Genomic DNA, 17,529 nt, shown 5'->3' with positions numbered 1-17,529 from the left:
TTGCTACAAACCATGGCATACAGACTTCATATAAGACTGTGCACCAAGTCTTATTAAGCCTCTCTCTTACAATGAACGGATGACAAATTCGAAGCTCAACTCACCATTGGAAGGAATTTGGTATTCCGGATGTACCGGAGCGCCCCAGCTGTCGTCACCGCCAACACCCATTTGTTTGCCGGCTACGGTCACTACCGTGTAGTGAACGGGCGGTAATTCATATACATGCTGCGCATTCTCCAGCTCAAATGCTGTATATGGTGACACATTCAGTTCAACCGGCGCGCCGGAAGCTTCGATCTTGAACCCACGTCCGGCATTGTCCGTCAGCTTGGCCCAGCGTACGCCCGTGCGGTTACCAGACTCCTGTGGTACAAGATACGGTGCCATCGTGTCCGCTACTTTGCTGCCATGGATGCCCAGACGTGCACCGAATGCACGATCGGAGTAGTTCTCCTCTGGTCCCATCGCCAGCCATTCCACATTTTCATAGTCTGGAGACGTTCTGAACGAAAGAGCGTGGATTGGCAGGTTTGGCAGGCCCTCGGTGCCTTTGTACGTGTTATGCACATGCACACTGCCATCTGCAAGCACAGTATAAATCACTTTCACCTCTACATCTGCGGAGATGTTGAGCTTGTAAGTGAACTCAATGCGGTATTGATCCGGTTTCTGTTCATGCTTCCATTCTACACATCGCGGCAGCAGGCTGGCAGCATACCATGCGCCAAGCTCAAAGCCCATCGCTGTACCCTTATCATTGTCTGTCGTTGCACGCCAGAACAGTGGTGCGGGCGGGATTGCAATCGTTTCGCGTCCAGAGAATTTCAGGGAAGCCAGTGTTCCAAATTGCTTGGAGAACAGAGCATGCGTTTGACCGATGCGAACACCGATGTTTACGTCACCTTCAACCACTTGTATATTGCTCACCAGATTTTGATCCACAGCTACAGCCGTTTGTTTGCCTTCTTGTGTGAAAACAAACTGTCCAAAGGCAACTTCCTCGCCTTTTTCTGCCCATAAAGTTGCTGCTTTTAATACAAACGCGGTATTCACTGCATATTCCCCACCAGCAAGAGATTGCACATCAAGAGGAAGTTTCACAACGGTCTCGCTTTGTGGGCCCACGTTTACCTCCAGCGTTCCACGCAGCACTTCTTGACCTTCACGATCCAGACTGTATACCAGTTCGAATTCAGACGTGTCCGCAAACAAATTACTGTTAACGATTTTCACACCTTCCCGATCCGGGAACAGCTTGATGTTTTGGTACAGATATTTGACTTCCTGCATCTTGGCAGACACTTTGCGGTCTGCGTGCACAATGCCGTCTCCACAGAAAGAATAGTCCGAAGGACGATCACCGAAATCTCCGCCATAAGCAAGGAACTCTTTGCCGTAACGATCTTTTTTGTAAATGGCTTGATCAATGTAATCCCAAATAAAGCCGCCTTGGTACATCGGATACTTGTCTTCCAGCTCCGTATACTTATGCATACCGCCAATGGAGTTACCCATGGCATGCATGTACTCACAGCTGATATATGGTTTTTCCGGATTCGCATTCAAGAATTCCTCAATGTCCGCCGGTTTGGCGTACATGCGTGATTCCATATCACTCGTCTCGTTGAAACGACGATCGTGGAACACACCTTCATAATGAACAAGACGTGTAGGATCAGCCGATTTGAAATATTGCGACACTTTATAGATCACTTCACCACCATGAGACTCGTTACCACAAGACCAGATCAGGATGGACGGATGGTTTTTGTCCCGCTCTACCATCGACACCGCACGATCCATAACAATATCATGCCACTCTGGACGATCACCAGGAATAACCCATGAAGGCTCAACTGCACCCAGTTTCTGCCATGATCCGTGCGTCTCCAGGTTCATTTCATCAATCACATACAATCCATATTCATCACACAATTCATACCATAGGCTTTGGTTTGGATAGTGAGATGTACGCACAGCGTTCATATTGTTTTGTTTAATCGTCTTCACATCCCACAGCATGTCTTCCTTGGTCACAGCACGTCCGCGACGCGGATTAAATTCGTGACGGTTTACCCCTTTGAAAACAATACGTTTACCGTTGATGTGCATCACTTTGTCGATCATTTCAAATGTACGGAAGCCAACGGCCTGAGGTACAACTTCCAACAGCTCGCCTGCTGCATCATATACTTGAATGTACAGACGGTACAGGTAAGGAATCTCCGCGCTCCACAGGTTTACTTTGCCAATCTCCTCACGAAGACTCACCAGACCATTGGTAACTTCAATCCCACCAAATGTTTTCACCGTGTTGCCATCAGCATCCCGCAGTTCAGCCTTCACTTTGGCTCCGGCAGCGGCTTTCCCCTCAAGCTTGAGATCCACGTTTAACGTACCATGGGTATAAGACTTGTCCAGATCCGTCACAACCCGCACATCGCGAATATGCGCAGCCGGCACAGTATACAGATACACATCTCTGAAAATGCCGGAGAACCGCCAGAAATCCTGATCCTCCAACCAACTGCCTGTGCTGCGTTGATACACTTCCACAGCCAGTTTATTCTCTCCGTCCTGCAGGAATGGAGTCAGATCAAAATCGGATGGCGTAAAGCTGTCTTCCCCGTATCCGACGAACTGTCCGTTAAGCCATACATAGAATGCCGATTCTACCCCCTGAAACGAAATATATACCGGACTGTTCTGCCAGCCTGCTGGCAAATGGAATGTGCGAATATAACTGCCTACCGGGTTTTGGTCCTGCGGTAATGCAGGTGGACGCAGATCGTTTAATCCATCCCAAGGGTACTGGGTATTTACATATTGGATCTGACCATATCCTTGGAGCTGAATATGCCCCGGCACTTCAATATCATCCCAACCTGCACTGGAGAATTCCTGCTTATAAAAAGCTTCGGGGCGGCAATCCGGACGGATCGCATAATTAAATTTCCACGTACCGTTAAGGTTGTAGCGCATAGCCATTGCACCGGATGCTTTCGCTTCTTCCATAGTACGGTAATAGCGATGGTCCGAGTAAGCGTTAAGACGGTTTACTTCAAAAACGCTTACATCGCCCAGCCAGTTGATATCTGCATGTGTTGCTTTCATTCGGCTCTCTCTCCCTTTTGAAACAAATATATTTATTATTTATTCAGTACAGACGCTTGTTTTCCTTTTCCAAAAACCACAAACAATCCTTGACAAACAGAAAGGCAGAGGCACGCCTGCGGCGGCCTCCACTCTCATGCGGGAATGAATGTTATTCCATTATTTCACAGAACCAACCATTCCGGCGACAAAATGTTTCTGCATAATGAAGAATACGATTGCTGTCGGCAGCGTGGCAATAACGATCGCTGTCATAATTACGCCATAATCTGGAGCGTATCCCGAACCGAGATTGGAAATAAGCAGCGGAATCGTTTGTTGGTCAGGCGTTTGCAAAACAATCAGCGGCCACAGATAGTTGTTCCAGCTGCTCATGAATGTGATAATCGCGGCTGCTGCGTATGTGGTTCTCATCGTTGGCATGTAAATCTTCAGGAAGATTCCCAGCTCGCTCAGTCCATCAATACGTCCAGCTTCCAGCAGATCTTTAGGGAACATTTTGGTGTTCTGACGGAAGAAGAAGATCAGAAACGCTGTCGTAATGGTTGGCAAAATGACGGATGCCATGGTGTTGATCCCGATGACCGGTGTAACACTTGAGATCGTTGCAAACATACGGTACAAAGGCACCATAATCGCTGCAAACGGAATCATCATGGATAACAGCAAGATGTTGAACACAACATCACGCGATTTCGTACGATATACCTCAAAGCCATAACCTGCCATCGAACCAATCAGCAGAGCCAGAACCGTTGAGACAACGGAGATAATAGCCGAGTTCCCCAGAGCCTGCACCAGATTGGTCGAGTCAATCAGTTTGTTGAAGTTATCAAGGAAAGCCGAACCTGGCAGCAATCTGCCTTTGGTAACATCGACAGATGCATTTGTAGAGCTGACCAGCATCCAGAAAAATGGAAAAATGGATACAAAGGCGACGATGGATAGGAAGACGTAAGTGAAAATCCGTTTTGCTTTAGCTTTAGCCATTTTTATTATCACCTGCCACTTTAAACTGGATGATGGACAATATTATGATCAAAATTACGATGGAGTAAGAAACGGTTGCCGCATATCCGAAGTCCGGTGAATATTTGAACGAAAGGTTGTAGATATATTGCGAAATGGACATGGTTGCGTTACCTGGACCACCTTTGGTAATGTTCATAATCTCATCAAAGATCTGCAAGGTACCGATGGTCGATGTAATGGATGTGAAGAGGATAATCGGTTTGAGCAAAGGTACGGTAATTTTGAAAAATTGGGTGAATGCATTCGCTCCGTCAATTCTGGCTGCTTCATAGATCGATTGATCGATATTTTGAAGAGATGACAGATAGAAAATCATGTTATATCCGGTCCAACGCCAAGTGACGGCGATTATGATCGTAATTTTAGCCCAGAACGGGTCCGTGATCCATTGAATTGGAGTGCCGATGATGTGCAAGCCCAACAATGCCTGGTTCACCATACCATCCGGTGCAAACAAATATTTGAATACAACCGAGTACGCTACGAGTGAAGTAACACAAGGCAAGAAAATAGCTGTACGGAAAAAGCTGCGGAAACGCAGTGTGCTGTCATTTAGCAATACGGAAATGAACAAACCGAGAATAATCATTATAGGTACTTGAATGATCAAGTAAATGAACGTATTTGATAGTGCTGTACGGAACGTTGTGTCAACCAACAATCTCTTGTAGTTCGCAAGGCCCGAAAATTCAAGGTTGGCACCTTTGCCAGACTTGAATGATAAGAGCAGCGCTTGAATCATCGGATAGAAGTAGAAGGCTACAATTCCGACAACAGCCAGCAAAACAAAAGCCCATCCAGTCAAATTATTTTTCTTTTGGAGACTGTCTCCTGTATTTATGGCTTTCACAGTATGGCTCCTCTCTCTCCATGGAACATGGGTAGAACCTACAGAGCCTCTCGCCTTGTCCGGTTCAGCTTGCGCCAGACAAGGGAGACGGCTCCGATGTTACTTCAGGTTCTATAAGTTACCTTGGGTATCTTAGTTTAATTGTGCTTCAGCTTGTTTTTGTGCATCGGCTAGAACGTCATCAATTGCTTTACCGTTCAGGTACGCTTGCATTTCAACAACCAGAATGTCTTCAATTGCATATGTGTTACTACCGTAGTTTACATTTGGAATTTCTTTGGTCCATGCTGCAAAATCACTAAAGATTTTTTGACCACCGAAGAACTCGTCTGGCTTGTTGTATGCATCACCATTTACAGCCGGTTTGTACGTACCGATGGCACCAATGTTCGTCAACAAGTCTTGATACAGTTGTTTGTCAGAACCAAATGTTTTTGCCAGGAAGTCAGCTGCTTGATCTGCACCAGGAACGTTATTCATAACATACCAGGAGCTACCACCCAGGTTGGATGCGTGTACAGAGTTTGGTTGGCCAGCCAGTTTTGGCATTGGAGCTACAGCCCATTTACCGGATTGGGAAGCTTCTTGACGTACAGATGGTGAGAACCAGTTACCTGTAGGAATTGTTGCTACGCTACCGTTATTGGCGTTGGCAACGAATTGACTCCAGTCAGAGTGCAATTTAACAATGTTGGCATCCATCATTTTTTTGTACGTTTCGAAAGCTTCTTTCAATGCAGGGTTACTGCTAATGTCAGGTGTCTTGCCATCTTCTGCAGTGTACCATTTGCCAGCTGTTTGGATCATCATGCGAATGATTCCAAGATCATTCGGGTCAAGAGACAGAAGCTCTTTACCTGTTTTTGCTTTTACGTCTTTACCGATTTGGATGTAATCATCCCAAGTGATGTCTTGCAAGTCAGCAGCCTTGTAGCCCGCTTGTTCCAGCAAATCCGTTCTGTAGTACAAACCTGCTACGCCAGAGTCAAACGGTACGCCGTATTGTTTGCCTTCATACGAAGTTGGTCCAATTTTGTAATCTGCAAAATCGGAAGCTTTGATTGTGGAAGACAAATCTTTGAACGCATCAGGATATGCACTCAGGAAGCTTTGTGAACGATAGTCCTCAATCAGAACGATGTTAGGAAGACCGCTGCTTGTTCCAGAGTTCAGGCCTGTATTCAGCTTCTGAATAATCGCATCTTGAGCATTCTCAATGATGTTGATTTTCAGATCGGGATTTTGTTTCTGATATGCTTCTTTTGCTGTTTCAAGTGCAGCAACGTTAAATGCTTTGTCCCAAGCCCAGATTGTGATCTCGTTTGTTTTTTCGTCACCACCGCTAGCCGTTTTGCCTCCACCACCGGATGAACATGCGGACAACAACAGGACAGTAGCGAGCATCAATACCCACATTTTTTTCAAATCATTCAACTCCCCTTCAACCTCTTTGTGTGTAATTTGTTTGCGTTTTCTGAAAGCGGTTGCTTTCGATGTAATCATCTTATCATTCCCAAATCGCCATTCGTTAGTAATAATTTTGTGCCGATTTGTCATCTTATTGCCACAATGAAAACCTTTACAGAAACCGCTTGCATTAATTTTGGATTATGGTAATTTCTTTTGAATTTGTACTTTCCCCATCTAAAATGTTTACCAATGATCCACTTTGCTTCATCCGATGGATATTATTTTGCATTAAAAAGAGCCCTCCTATTCTGCTACAATGCAGCGTTCGGAAGACTCTTTCGGAACGGTCTATATTTGATTCTCAGCTCGTTTGTGCCATTATTGAGTGATTAAAGGGAGCGTGACCGTCACTCTGGTTCCCTCGCCAGGCGTGCTCATGATCGTAACTCCATATGGCGTACCATAAAGCAGTTGAATCCGGTCGTGAACATTACGTATACCGATTCCACTAAACAGCTGTCGATTGTTCTTCGGATTGGGCAGCGACTCTCCCATGGAGAACCCCTCAATCCCGTCGCCATTGTCCATAATCTCACAGATTAGTGATTCACCTGCTCTTGACACCATCACATGAATCGTTCCTGTATCCTTCTTGATAAAGGCATGGAAGAACGCATTCTCGATAAAAGGCTGAATCACCAGCTTGGGCACATGATAATGGGTACAATCCGGGGATATATAAAAAGCTGCCTTGATCCGTCCGCCATACCTGACATGATTAATGAACACATAATTTTTTAAATTCTCCACTTCCTGCTCCACCGTAACCGTCTCACTTACGTCGCTAATCGTATTTTGCAGCAATGAAATCAATGCATTGATGGTCTCGGCTGCACGATCCTTATTGCCTTGCTGTACCAATACCTTAACCGAAGCGAGTGTATTGTACAGAAAATGCGGATTAATCTGGCTTTGCAAAGCAGCAAGCTCCGCATTTCGTTGCTCACGTTGAGTCAACACCAGTTGATCCACATAATCATGCAGTTCGTCCAGCATGTAATTGTAAGCATGACTCAGTTGTCGGCTCTCATAGCTGCCACTGACCGGAATATAATTATCCAGATCACTTTTCGTAATATTGGACATCTGTTTCACCAGCCTGCGGAGCGACTTGGTAATCTGATTCGTAATAAGAAACACCAGCACAAGCGCTCCTGCAACGATAGCCGTACAGATGAGGACAATCGTCTTCATATCCAGCAGCTGCCCCATCGCCTGCTCCTTATCGACCACATTGACGATATAAAAGCGATAAATGGGTAAGTATTCCGACAGAACAACGCTATCTTGATCCATTACATGAGCGTTAACCCCTTTACTGTTATCATTGCTCATTTGTCTCGCATACGATAGCAGTTCCAATTGCCGAGTCCCGATCCAATCTTCCCGATTGGAGGAAACAATCTCCCCGTTTTCGTTCAGGATGACCACATCATTGCCCCTGCTCGTAAAGCTGCTGTAGAACTGACGGAACATACGCTCTCTCATCGTGACGTATAACATGCCATACATGCTGCCCTGGCTTCGATTGGTCAGCGCTTTGGTCGCGGATATCATCTGCTCTGAACCCGAGCCCTCGTCGAGGCGATAATCGTCGAAAATCAATCGGCTGGGCAGCTTGGTCGCCTCCATCGTAATAGGCATCTGTTTCAGATCGTCGACCGACATGCTCAAGTGAGAACGATCGGTTGAATACGTGCGTCCGTTGATGCCACTGATCGTGATGCCCACCTCATACGATTCGGTGATGGTCTGAATTCGATCCATCGCCTCTCGCATATGATAGTAGGACTTCGCCATAGTAAGTGAATCGCCCTCACCTTCGGACAAAAAGCCGCGAATCGAGCCGCTCTGGCTTACGTTGTTGGCTACCGCTGCGATAGCATCATTAAAGGATTCAAAATTCGTTTTGATCTGGTTCAGCACTTTGGAATTGGTAATGCTGAACGTCTCGGTAAACAGTCGGGTCGACATGTGAATGGTCGTCCACAGGATAAGTACCGACACGAGAACAATGCTGATCACCATAACCAGAAATAATTTTGGAAACAATCCAAGACGGGATAACGCATTGATCCATTTCTTCATCGTTTTGCCCTTCTGACTTCATGCCCAGAACTTGCGCCGGTATCGGCTCGGAGACAGTCCGGTAAATTTTTTGAACACCTTGCAGAAATAACTATGGTCTGAATAGCCCACCATGCTGCTGATTTCAGAGATTGTAACATGGTCCGATCGCAGAAGTTCCTCTGCCTTTTCAATCCGAATTTTATTCAAATATTCGTTAAAGCCTTCTTTTTTGTGTGAAGAGAAATAACTGGACAAGTACGATGGATTAAAATGAAAATGCTTGGCTACTTCGGCAAGTCCGAGCGGCTGATCAAAGTGCTCATGCATATATTCCAGCAGCATTTTCATATTTGGATCACTTCGTCGTCCGCCCTCTCCACTCGTGCACTCCTGCACCTCAGCCATGAACTGATCCAGTACGTTCATCGCTTCTGTCAGACTGGATGAACCATCAACATGTTTGAAATAGGCATACTTGCTCTCCTCCAACGCAGCAGACTGCACATCCATATCTGCCAGAGTAATGGTCACATTGAAGATCAGATTGCCCAGAAAGGACTTGATTTCAAACACATCGGCAATATAATCCCGTCCCAACGTAAGGGCATGCTCCTGCAAATATTCTCTTGCCGCTTCGGTTCGATTTCGCTTCACATGCTGCAAAAACATGTTCACATTGAACTGATACCCAGCAGGATGAAGAGGCGGAAGTTCGCTATACACCAGAATAGATCGGTCCTCATAATAAAAGCGATACTCCATTAGCTTGATCAGACGTGTTCGATATACGTTTCCCATCTCTTCAAATGAAGAGAAGCTGTCGCTAAGTACCCAACAAAGTCCACCCTGCCCATCCTTATTCTCGTTCGCCAACTCCTTGATCCGCTGCACCATCCATTCATCCTTGGCAGGCTCAACATTAAGGAGAACCACTGGCGAGGTGCCTTCGGCCGGAACGATTGCGCACTCCACGTCGGGGAGCAGATCACGTAATCTGGACTCCAGGTGCTCGTTATCCAGCTTGTGCACATGTGTGTGTGTATCCTGCGGCTTATATACGAGTAAGCGGAAGCATCGGTGGGGAAACGTCTCCCTTATCATATGCATCTCATTTTCCTCATCCAACGTAAATCCGGACAGCATCTTTTCCATCAGTTGTCCCAGCCTCCACCCGTCGTGTGAAGGCTCAAACTGCAATTCGGGGATTTTGCCAGCTGTACGCTGCAGTACTTGTAATAATTCATTGGTATCCAGTTTCGGTTTCAATATATAGTCTGCTGCCCCATTCTGGAGCGTTGAACGTACATATTCAAATTCACTGAAGCTGCTAAGAACGATAACCTCAATCTGCGGATGGCTGGCTTTTAACGTCCGTACAAATGTTTCCCCATCCATCACAGGCATCACGATGTCCGTAATGACAATATCCGGCTGTAATCGCTGTACCTGCTCAAGCCCTTCTTCCCCGTTGGAAGCTTCACCTACAATCTGAAAACCTTCAGCTTCCCAGTTCATATGGTGCTTAATGCCTTGCCTTACAAGAAACTCATCGTCAACAATCAGCACCTTACACAACCGGTTCATGACCCTTGACCCCCTTGTCTAATCTTTCATCTATGTCTGTACAGGTTATACCATTAATATATCGGATAGAATTGCCTCGCTGTGTTAGCGGTTACATTAACTTTAAAGTTTTGTACTTCTTTTTATATCTCAAAACGAACGTTTAAGCAATGGTAAGCATTTTGTATAAATCCAAAGAGCGTCTTTCAATAAGCAAGATATAGATCGAAATGCATTTATTCGTCTATGTCTTGTACCGGGAAGCGAAATGATTCGAATTATGCAAAATGCTAATGGAAACTCTCTTTAGTGTACACTATATTTCGACAAAATAAGAAGCCTCGGCCCGCCATGAATCATTTTGGCGAGCCAGGACTTCTTATCGATGCATGTTTAGATTAAGTCATACTTTCATTTCAAGTTGAAGTCTAAGGTTCAATCCCCCATTGAAGACTTCCGGCAATATATCCCGTTACCTTGGTCCATTCCGTGTAGGCTGTTTGACTTGGAGCAAACGAATAATCATCCGTCTGAGTGTAGTTGGTCCAGTCGGTTTTGGAGAAACGGGCTTGAATTTCAGTACTCTGCCCCGCTGCCAGTGAACCCGCAGAAGCCTTGAAGCCAATCTCCAGCACGGAATCTGCTCCGGTCACTGGGGTCGGCAGCGCACTAAACGTGCCTGTAACATTGTCGTTTCCAGCTGTTGCCCAGTCACAGAAAAAGTTTTGGGTTTGAGCGCCATTGATCGTATAATAGTAACGAATTTTGACATCGGAAAGATTGATGGCCGAAGTGCCTGTATTCGTTAATTTGATCTTGGGATTTATAGAGTTCCCCGTTGCTGAAGTCGTTCCATTAAACATCTCAATTCGAATGGCTCCCGCGGGTACAGCTGTTGTGTCTTTGATCATCAGATTCAGGATCGCATCATTGCCTGCACTGAAATGGAAGGTTAACACTGCGCTTCCTTTGGACAACGAAGCCAGATAGGTTTTACTCAACACAACCTGATTGCCCGATACGGTATAATCCGTACCTGAAACCAGCGTTGTATTGCCATTCCGTATTGCGCTAAGGGTATTTCCGTTCAGTATCAACGTTACAGGAATGTCTACCTGATTGCCTGTCTTTTTATCAAATTCCGCATTCACTGGTGTGATGGCTGAACTGGTCACCGGAGTCTCGCCTCCACCTTCTCCACCGCCATTGTTCCCACCAATACGGTCAGCATATAAAATGCCCCGTCCATTCGTACCCAGATACACTCTTCCATATAGACGTGGATCACCTGTAATCGTGGTCACACGTGCATATTGATGCTGATTATCGTTAATCCGTACCCAATTCGCCCCACCGTCATCGGAACGGAAAAATCCACGTGTTCCGTCGATCTTCGCAATCGTGTACAGCGCGACCACGTTCTGCCCAGGTGCCGCTTTACCAAAACCGATGCTGTCCGCTTCCTCGACATTCGCAAGCTTGGTAAAGGTCGCTCCTGAATCGGTGGAATGCCACAGACCATATGGCCCTTGCTCTTCACTGCCGCCTGCAAACCAAAGTTCACCTTCCTTACCTGGAACAGCGTCCAGATCCGCATTTCCTTCTACCGGAAGCCCGGTAGCCGCAGATGCAGTGAAGGAGGCACCACCATTGGTGCTTACATAGACTTTACCGGCAGCAAATCCATAGAATTTGTTCGGATTCACCCGGTCAGAGATCACTTTTGCCTGCGCAGGTATACCTGTGCTCGCTGTCCATGAGTTGCCGCCAGTGGAATAATGCACACCCTTGTCTGATGTGCTCCATACAAGTCGGTTACCATTTGCAGAGATCGCTACAGTCCCTCCTCCGGTAGTGCCGACAGGCTCTGCGTTCGCCTTATACCACGTGGTCCCGCCGTCGCTGGATAAACCAATGGATTTTGCATTCGGATCAGCACTGTAGTCTGCTTTCCCTACGCGAACCATGGTATTCGGACTTAACTCTGCAAAATCCAGACTTTCCGTAGAAGAGTAGTTGGGGCTGGTAAACATCGTAGATGGTGCCTGATCCAGATCGTTATGACGGAATCCCGAGACATCCCCTACCCCACTTAACAAATGTGCTCCGCTTGGCGGGCTGATCAGATCCAGAACCGCGATCTCCTCCACCCCTTTGGCCATCACTGAAATATTGATTTTGTTGCCGTCATCCCAGTCTGTCAGATTTTTCGTGCCGTAGATGGTCGCACCTGTCCCATACATCATGCGGTCAGAGTCAAACGGATCTATCTCCAGATCCCCAATCATCCAGCCCAGCTTTGGAGAAACTTCAGGCGGTGCAGGATTCGTCCCGAAGGTCAACCAAGGAGCGGCCGAAATATCCTGTGTATAGCGCATTTTACGGTTTGGATATCCTTCAAATTCCCAAATGCGAGTCCAAGTAGCTCCACTGTCCGTACTACGGAACAGATTCGCGTCAGGCCACCAGGAGTTGAGGGTTGCTACCATCAGTGTACCAGGATGCTGAGCATCCACAGCCAGTCCGCCGTATCCAAAATAATTGTCCGAGCTGCTGCTTGGTACCGGACTAATGTTGGTCCATACCCCTGTCGTCGTATTTAATCTCCACAGGTCTCCCTTCTCTCCATCATAAGGGCCAGCACCATCGCTGTATGATATATAGAGATTTCCATTGGCATCCAGTTCCCCATGATGAGGCAAATAACCTGTAGGCTGTCCAGCAACAGCGCTCCACGTTGCGCCTCCATTCGTACTGCGATATATGCTTTGATTTTTGTCGGCTACCCCGACATAGATGGTCTGTGTTGCCTGTCCAGCAGAACCTGTTGATTTGTCAAACGTGATCCAGGAAAAACCTACGATATCACTGGTATACTCATTAGACGGGTCCTCCACATACGTGCCCGGATTCGGAAAGCTCGTTACTTTGTTCCAGGTTACGCCGTAATCCGTACTTTTCCAAAGTCCGTTGCCGCTACGTGCACCAAAATACAAAATGCTATTTTTATTCGGATCAACGGTCAGGCGTTCCCCCATGGAACGTCCCGGCATGTTCCCGCCGACTTTGAACGGAAGAGTGGTCGTCTGCCAAGTATCACCCCGGTCCGTTGAACGCAGTATGGAGCCGTTGTTTTTGTCCCATGAATTCGTGTACGTGCCAACAGCCATATACACTCGATTCGGATCAACCGGGTCTGTTGCCAGCGCATCGACACCGTTTTTGTTCCAGTCATCCCAGCCGACAAAATCGGTGAGCGGAATCCAACTCTCATTCGCAGGATTCCAGCGATAGGCTCCCCCGATATCCGTCCGGGCATAGATCAAATCCTTCTCTGACTCATTAAAAATAATCCCCGGCACAAAACCGCCGCCAGCTCCGGTTACGACATTTTTCCACTGGTATGAATCACTTGGAGCCGCATCTGTTGTTCCAGCGAGTACTCCCAGCGAAACTGCGGCCACGGCTACCGTCAAGCTCATCAACCGAAGCTTTCCCAAAAACGTTTTCATAATTACTCAGCCTCCTCTTCAATATGTTCATCGCATCCGGTAAACCCCGCTGTGTCATCATGTTGATGAAGTGCAGTGTCAGACATCTAATGCAGTGGAACAGGCAGCCAGCCCCACCTCCTCTCCATTTAATAAAACGCTTTCATAAATCAATTCGATAACCAAGGATTGGCTCAACCTTTCCATAAATAACATTCGATGGCAATACAAAAACCCCTCCTGCCCAAATTCTATTTTTTGTAATTTTTTTACATCTCGCTATTGAGAACACAACAAAGGATGCTGTTTAAACCAGCACCCTTCTCCATTGATCCATAAATTATAAACGAAGAACAACGTTCCAGTAACACGGTCCTTCATTCATTTTGTATTCGGCTGTGCTCCCCTGCCAAACGCGTAGGTTTTCTGCCCTTTCACACCCGGTCTGATTACAAATAGTGATCCAGCATTCGGCGTCTCCATCAGCCGCTCTTCCCCAATCCCAATTCGGGCAGTCGTAATATATAAGTCCTCCAAATCAGGTCCTCCGAAACAGCAGGAGGTCACTTGATCTGCAGGTATCTCGATCTGTTGCAGCAGTTCTGCTGTATGCGGATTCCAGCGAGTGACTCTTCCTCCGCCCCAGTGGGCAACCCACAGCATCCCCTCACTGTCTACAGTCATTCCATCCGGAAAGCCAAATTCCTCCGGTATAGCAATTACACTTGTGCGGTTCGATATTTCTCCAGCAGCCAGATCAAAATCAAAACGGTCAATGGATCGTGTCGGCGTATCAATGTAATACATCTTCTGTTGATCCGGGCTCCAGCCCAAGCCATTGGATGTAGATACATCCCGGAACAACGTTCGAACAGGCTGTCCTTCCTCCAGGCAATAAAATGCCCCTGCCTTGCTTTCATTGTTCATGCTCATCGTCCCTGCCCAGAAGCGGCCGAGCGCATCACATTTCCCATCATTGAAACGGTTGTTGTCTTTGCCTTTCTCCGGATCTTCAATCAACTGCAACTCTCCTGTGAGCAAGTTATACGTGTGGAAGCCACTACGCAAAGCAACGACAACCACATCATCATGATATGGCACAACCGCACCTACATGCTCGCCAACATCATAAGTCCGATCCTCGCCTGTAGCCGGAACATATACATGGACCTTGTAACTTTCAATATCCACCCATAACAATCGATTATGTTCAGCATCCCAGCTTGGACCTTCGCCCAGCAGAGCCGGGGTATGTACCGCAATGTTCAAGTTGCCCATGCCATCACATCCCTTTTTAAGATTTGACGCCGCCTGACCATTCAAAACCAATGGCATCCAGGAACGCTTTGGAAAGCACCATATGGCCTGTTGCATCAGGATGAACCCGATCGTAAGTCAGCACAGACGTATAGAAATGATCCCAGAATGGAGTAAATGCAGCCTGTGTGTCCACAAAAATAGCATCATATTCCGCGGCTACTCTGCGAACTGCTTCACCGTATATATCCATCGTAGCCCGCATCGGATCTTCCGGATTGGCTTCCAAATAATAAGGAGACATCAGAACAAGTCCTTTCAAGCCAGGACGAACTGAAGCAACCAGATCACGCAGTGTGGATTCATACTCTTCCAGGAAAACTTGTGAGTCCGTAGATAACGGATTGTCAAATTGGCGCCATACATCATTGATCCCGATCATGATCGTTAACCAGTCCGGTTTGAGATCAAGCACATCCCGGTCCCAGCGCTGTTTCAAATCACGGATCGTATTCCCACTATTACCCACATTTTGAATCCGCAGCATCAATTCTGGATAGATGGAACGCAGCAAAGCATACACTTGCGCCACATAGCCATGTCCCAGTCCAGAACTCCCTTCACCAACAGGATGTTCGCGGCCACAATCTGTGATTGAATCTCCGATAAAAAGCAGCTTATCATTCTTTTGCAATTTCATTATCGTTTTCTCCTTCGCTCTCATAAGCGTTAAAATATGTGAGATCACTCGTATTCATATTTCATATTCAGAAAAGACATAGATCAGCCAGGTGCCAGGTTACCACCCTTGATTCTTAAGCCAGGTCAGGCACAGATCAGACCAGGCCCGAACGGCATGGTCATCTTCTGCCAATCCCAGACCATGTGAACCTTTTTCAAATACATGCAAGTCATAAGGAATGCCGTGTGCACCCAGGGCGAGCGCGTAACGCAAACTGTTCTCTACAGGGACCGCCTGATCATCACTCGTATGCCAGATGAATGCTTCAGGAGCGTCCGCTTTCACCTGCTGCTCTGCACTAAAGGCCTTGATCTGTTCAGCAGAAACATCTGGCCCAAGCAGATTTTCACGAGAACCGGCATGTCCATAGGACTCCATCGTGATCACTGGATAACAGAGAATTACCCGATCCGGGCGTGAACTCTCCCGTTCGATAGGGTCTTCATGATCTGGTTGACCCTCGTCATACAAGGTTCCCAACGTAGCTGTAAGATGGCCGCCCGCCGAGAAACCAAGCACGGCAATTTTGGAAGGATGAATGCCATATTGCTCGGCATGAGCCCGCACATAACGAATCGCACGCTGACCATCTGTCATGGGTGCGGGATGCTGGTGAGGCGCCACACGGTACTTCAGCACAAATGCGCTAATTCCCGCACGGTTTAACAATTCAGCGATTGGAGCCCCTTCATGATCGGCCAAAAATCCATAGCCCCCACCCGGACAGATAATGACAGCGCTCTCGGAACCGGGCTGAATAAACGGAATCAGATGCGGCATTTCATCTTCATGACCCTTGGCTGCATAAGGCGCTGCATGGTCCCACAATGGTATAGTTGTTGTCACTTCTATCATCCTCTCTAAGTTGAGTGAATACGTTGATCCGTATAATCAATTTCCAATCTAAGGAATCGATAACATCATAACGGGTAGCACCCTTGCGCATCAATACCTTCCTGGCATCACTTTTTGTTCAATTTGTAACAGGTTACACGGAATCCTCATGCTTGAACAGTGTTTTATAACATATTTATAACTCTGAATGATTAATATAACGTTCGATACTGCTCCGGAGTTACGCCCTCAATCCGCCGAAAAGTAGCCACAAAATGACTCGCATCCCGAAAACCAACCTTCGCTGCCGTTTCCTTCACGGTTAGTTTGCTGTCCCCTGTCATCCATTCTTTTGATTTGCGAATACGGAGGAGAATGAAATAACTGTAGGCAGTCATGCCAAAGGATTGTTTGAAAAGAGTATTCAGATGCCTAGGCGTAATGCCTGGTATGGCAGCCATCTGTTCAAGGCCGATTTCGGGATCGGCATAGTGTTCATTCATAAATGAAATTAAAGGAGCCAGCCGTTCCACGGCATGGGAGATCGAAGATCGACTGCCTGTCATGCCGTGTTTTTTGAGCAAAATCAGAAACCGGTACATGTCCGCTGACGCTTCCAATCCAGATAAATCCTGGTCACTGCTGATGGAACCCAGCACTTCCCTGCCATAATATTCAAGCGGGCTCTCTGCGTCCCACTGGTGAAGTGCTGCCTCCCCCAAACCAAGCGACTCTGTAATGGCCGGGCACTGGGAGCCTCCAAATGTAATGTAAAGGGTCTCCCATTCTCCTTGCGAGCGAACATACTCGTGCGGCTCACTCGGCGGCAGCAAAATGCCGGATGTCTCCCCCAGCTGTACAGTTGAACCTGCAAATCTGAACTCTCCAGCTCCCTTCACCGTCTGAAGCCAGTGATAACAAGGATATCCGGCAGGTCTGTACACATTCTCCTGATTGCCGTTGTATCCTATGCTCTCGATGTAGAGCGGAAGCGGCTGATCCCGTGGGGTCATAAAGTAGCGCCGATGATCGGGTGTGATGAGCATAGGGGTTCTCTCCTTTGAACAAAAATCAAAATTATAGTTCCATATTCTTATATGTCT

11 protein-coding genes are annotated in these 17,529 nt (G+C 47.0%); all 11 read right to left on the bottom strand.

The features are described 5' to 3' along the window. Positions 1-66: 66 nt before the first annotated feature. A complete protein-coding gene (locus BMY78_RS06760) occupies positions 67-3,117 on the bottom strand; it encodes a beta-galactosidase, LacZ type (RefSeq protein WP_090895863.1) in 3,051 nt (1,016 codons plus the stop codon). A gap of 159 nt (positions 3,118-3,276) precedes the next feature. Next, entirely contained in the window at positions 3,277-4,107 is an 831-nt protein-coding gene (locus BMY78_RS06755; protein WP_090895861.1) for a carbohydrate ABC transporter permease, read from the bottom strand. Next, entirely contained in the window at positions 4,100-4,999 is a 900-nt protein-coding gene (locus BMY78_RS06750; protein WP_090895858.1) for a carbohydrate ABC transporter permease, read from the bottom strand. Before BMY78_RS06750 ends, BMY78_RS06755 begins: the two co-directional genes overlap by 8 nt. 132 nt (positions 5,000-5,131) lie before the next feature. Then, positions 5,132-6,424, bottom strand: coding sequence for an ABC transporter substrate-binding protein (locus BMY78_RS06745; protein WP_090902127.1), 1,293 nt, complete (start codon positions 6,422-6,424; stop codon positions 5,132-5,134). A gap of 363 nt (positions 6,425-6,787) precedes the next feature. Next, positions 6,788-8,557, bottom strand: a complete 1,770-nt coding sequence (locus BMY78_RS06740; RefSeq protein ID WP_090895856.1) for a cache domain-containing sensor histidine kinase — start codon at positions 8,555-8,557, stop codon at positions 6,788-6,790. A gap of 18 nt (positions 8,558-8,575) precedes the next feature. Continuing rightward, entirely contained in the window at positions 8,576-10,123 is a 1,548-nt protein-coding gene (locus BMY78_RS06735; RefSeq protein ID WP_090895853.1) for a response regulator transcription factor, read from the bottom strand. A gap of 407 nt (positions 10,124-10,530) precedes the next feature. Beyond that, positions 10,531-13,614, bottom strand: coding sequence for a X2-like carbohydrate binding domain-containing protein (locus BMY78_RS06730; RefSeq protein WP_090895851.1), 3,084 nt, complete (start codon positions 13,612-13,614; stop codon positions 10,531-10,533). A gap of 360 nt (positions 13,615-13,974) precedes the next feature. Next, on the bottom strand, positions 13,975-14,871 hold the full coding sequence (locus BMY78_RS06725) for an SMP-30/gluconolactonase/LRE family protein (protein WP_090895849.1): 897 nt from the start codon (positions 14,869-14,871) through the stop codon (positions 13,975-13,977). 16 nt (positions 14,872-14,887) lie between these two features. Continuing rightward, positions 14,888-15,550 (bottom strand): SGNH/GDSL hydrolase family protein, encoded by a 663-nt coding sequence (locus BMY78_RS06720; protein ID WP_090895847.1) that lies wholly within the window; start codon positions 15,548-15,550, stop codon positions 14,888-14,890. A gap of 99 nt (positions 15,551-15,649) precedes the next feature. Continuing rightward, on the bottom strand, positions 15,650-16,438 hold the full coding sequence (locus tag BMY78_RS06715) for an alpha/beta hydrolase (protein WP_090895845.1): 789 nt from the start codon (positions 16,436-16,438) through the stop codon (positions 15,650-15,652). A gap of 200 nt (positions 16,439-16,638) precedes the next feature. Next, complete coding sequence (locus tag BMY78_RS06710; RefSeq protein WP_090895843.1) at positions 16,639-17,472, bottom strand: AraC family transcriptional regulator; 834 nt, start codon at positions 17,470-17,472, stop codon at positions 16,639-16,641. Positions 17,473-17,529: the final 57 nt, after the last annotated feature.

The organism is Paenibacillus sp. OK076 (assembly GCF_900110055.1).
Lineage (GTDB): Bacteria > Bacillota > Bacilli > Paenibacillales > Paenibacillaceae > Paenibacillus.
This window is presented reverse-complemented; position numbering and strand designations above follow the sequence as displayed.

What these genes read in the sequence shown, in the direction of transcription:
- BMY78_RS06760 (WP_090895863.1), bottom strand. Translation starts at nt 3,117, where the DNA reads ATGAAAGCAACACATGCAGATATCAACTGGCTGGGCGATGTAAGCGTT.
- BMY78_RS06755 (WP_090895861.1), bottom strand. Translation starts at nt 4,107, where the DNA reads ATGGCTAAAGCTAAAGCAAAACGGATTTTCACTTACGTCTTCCTATCC.
- BMY78_RS06740 (WP_090895856.1), bottom strand. Translation starts at nt 8,557, where the DNA reads ATGAAGAAATGGATCAATGCGTTATCCCGTCTTGGATTGTTTCCAAAA.
- BMY78_RS06735 (WP_090895853.1), bottom strand. Translation starts at nt 10,123, where the DNA reads ATGAACCGGTTGTGTAAGGTGCTGATTGTTGACGATGAGTTTCTTGTA.
- BMY78_RS06730 (WP_090895851.1), bottom strand. Translation starts at nt 13,614, where the DNA reads ATGAAAACGTTTTTGGGAAAGCTTCGGTTGATGAGCTTGACGGTAGCC.
- BMY78_RS06725 (WP_090895849.1), bottom strand. Translation starts at nt 14,871, where the DNA reads ATGGGCAACTTGAACATTGCGGTACATACCCCGGCTCTGCTGGGCGAA.
- BMY78_RS06720 (WP_090895847.1), bottom strand. Translation starts at nt 15,550, where the DNA reads ATGAAATTGCAAAAGAATGATAAGCTGCTTTTTATCGGAGATTCAATC.
- BMY78_RS06710 (WP_090895843.1), bottom strand. Translation starts at nt 17,472, where the DNA reads ATGCTCATCACACCCGATCATCGGCGCTACTTTATGACCCCACGGGAT.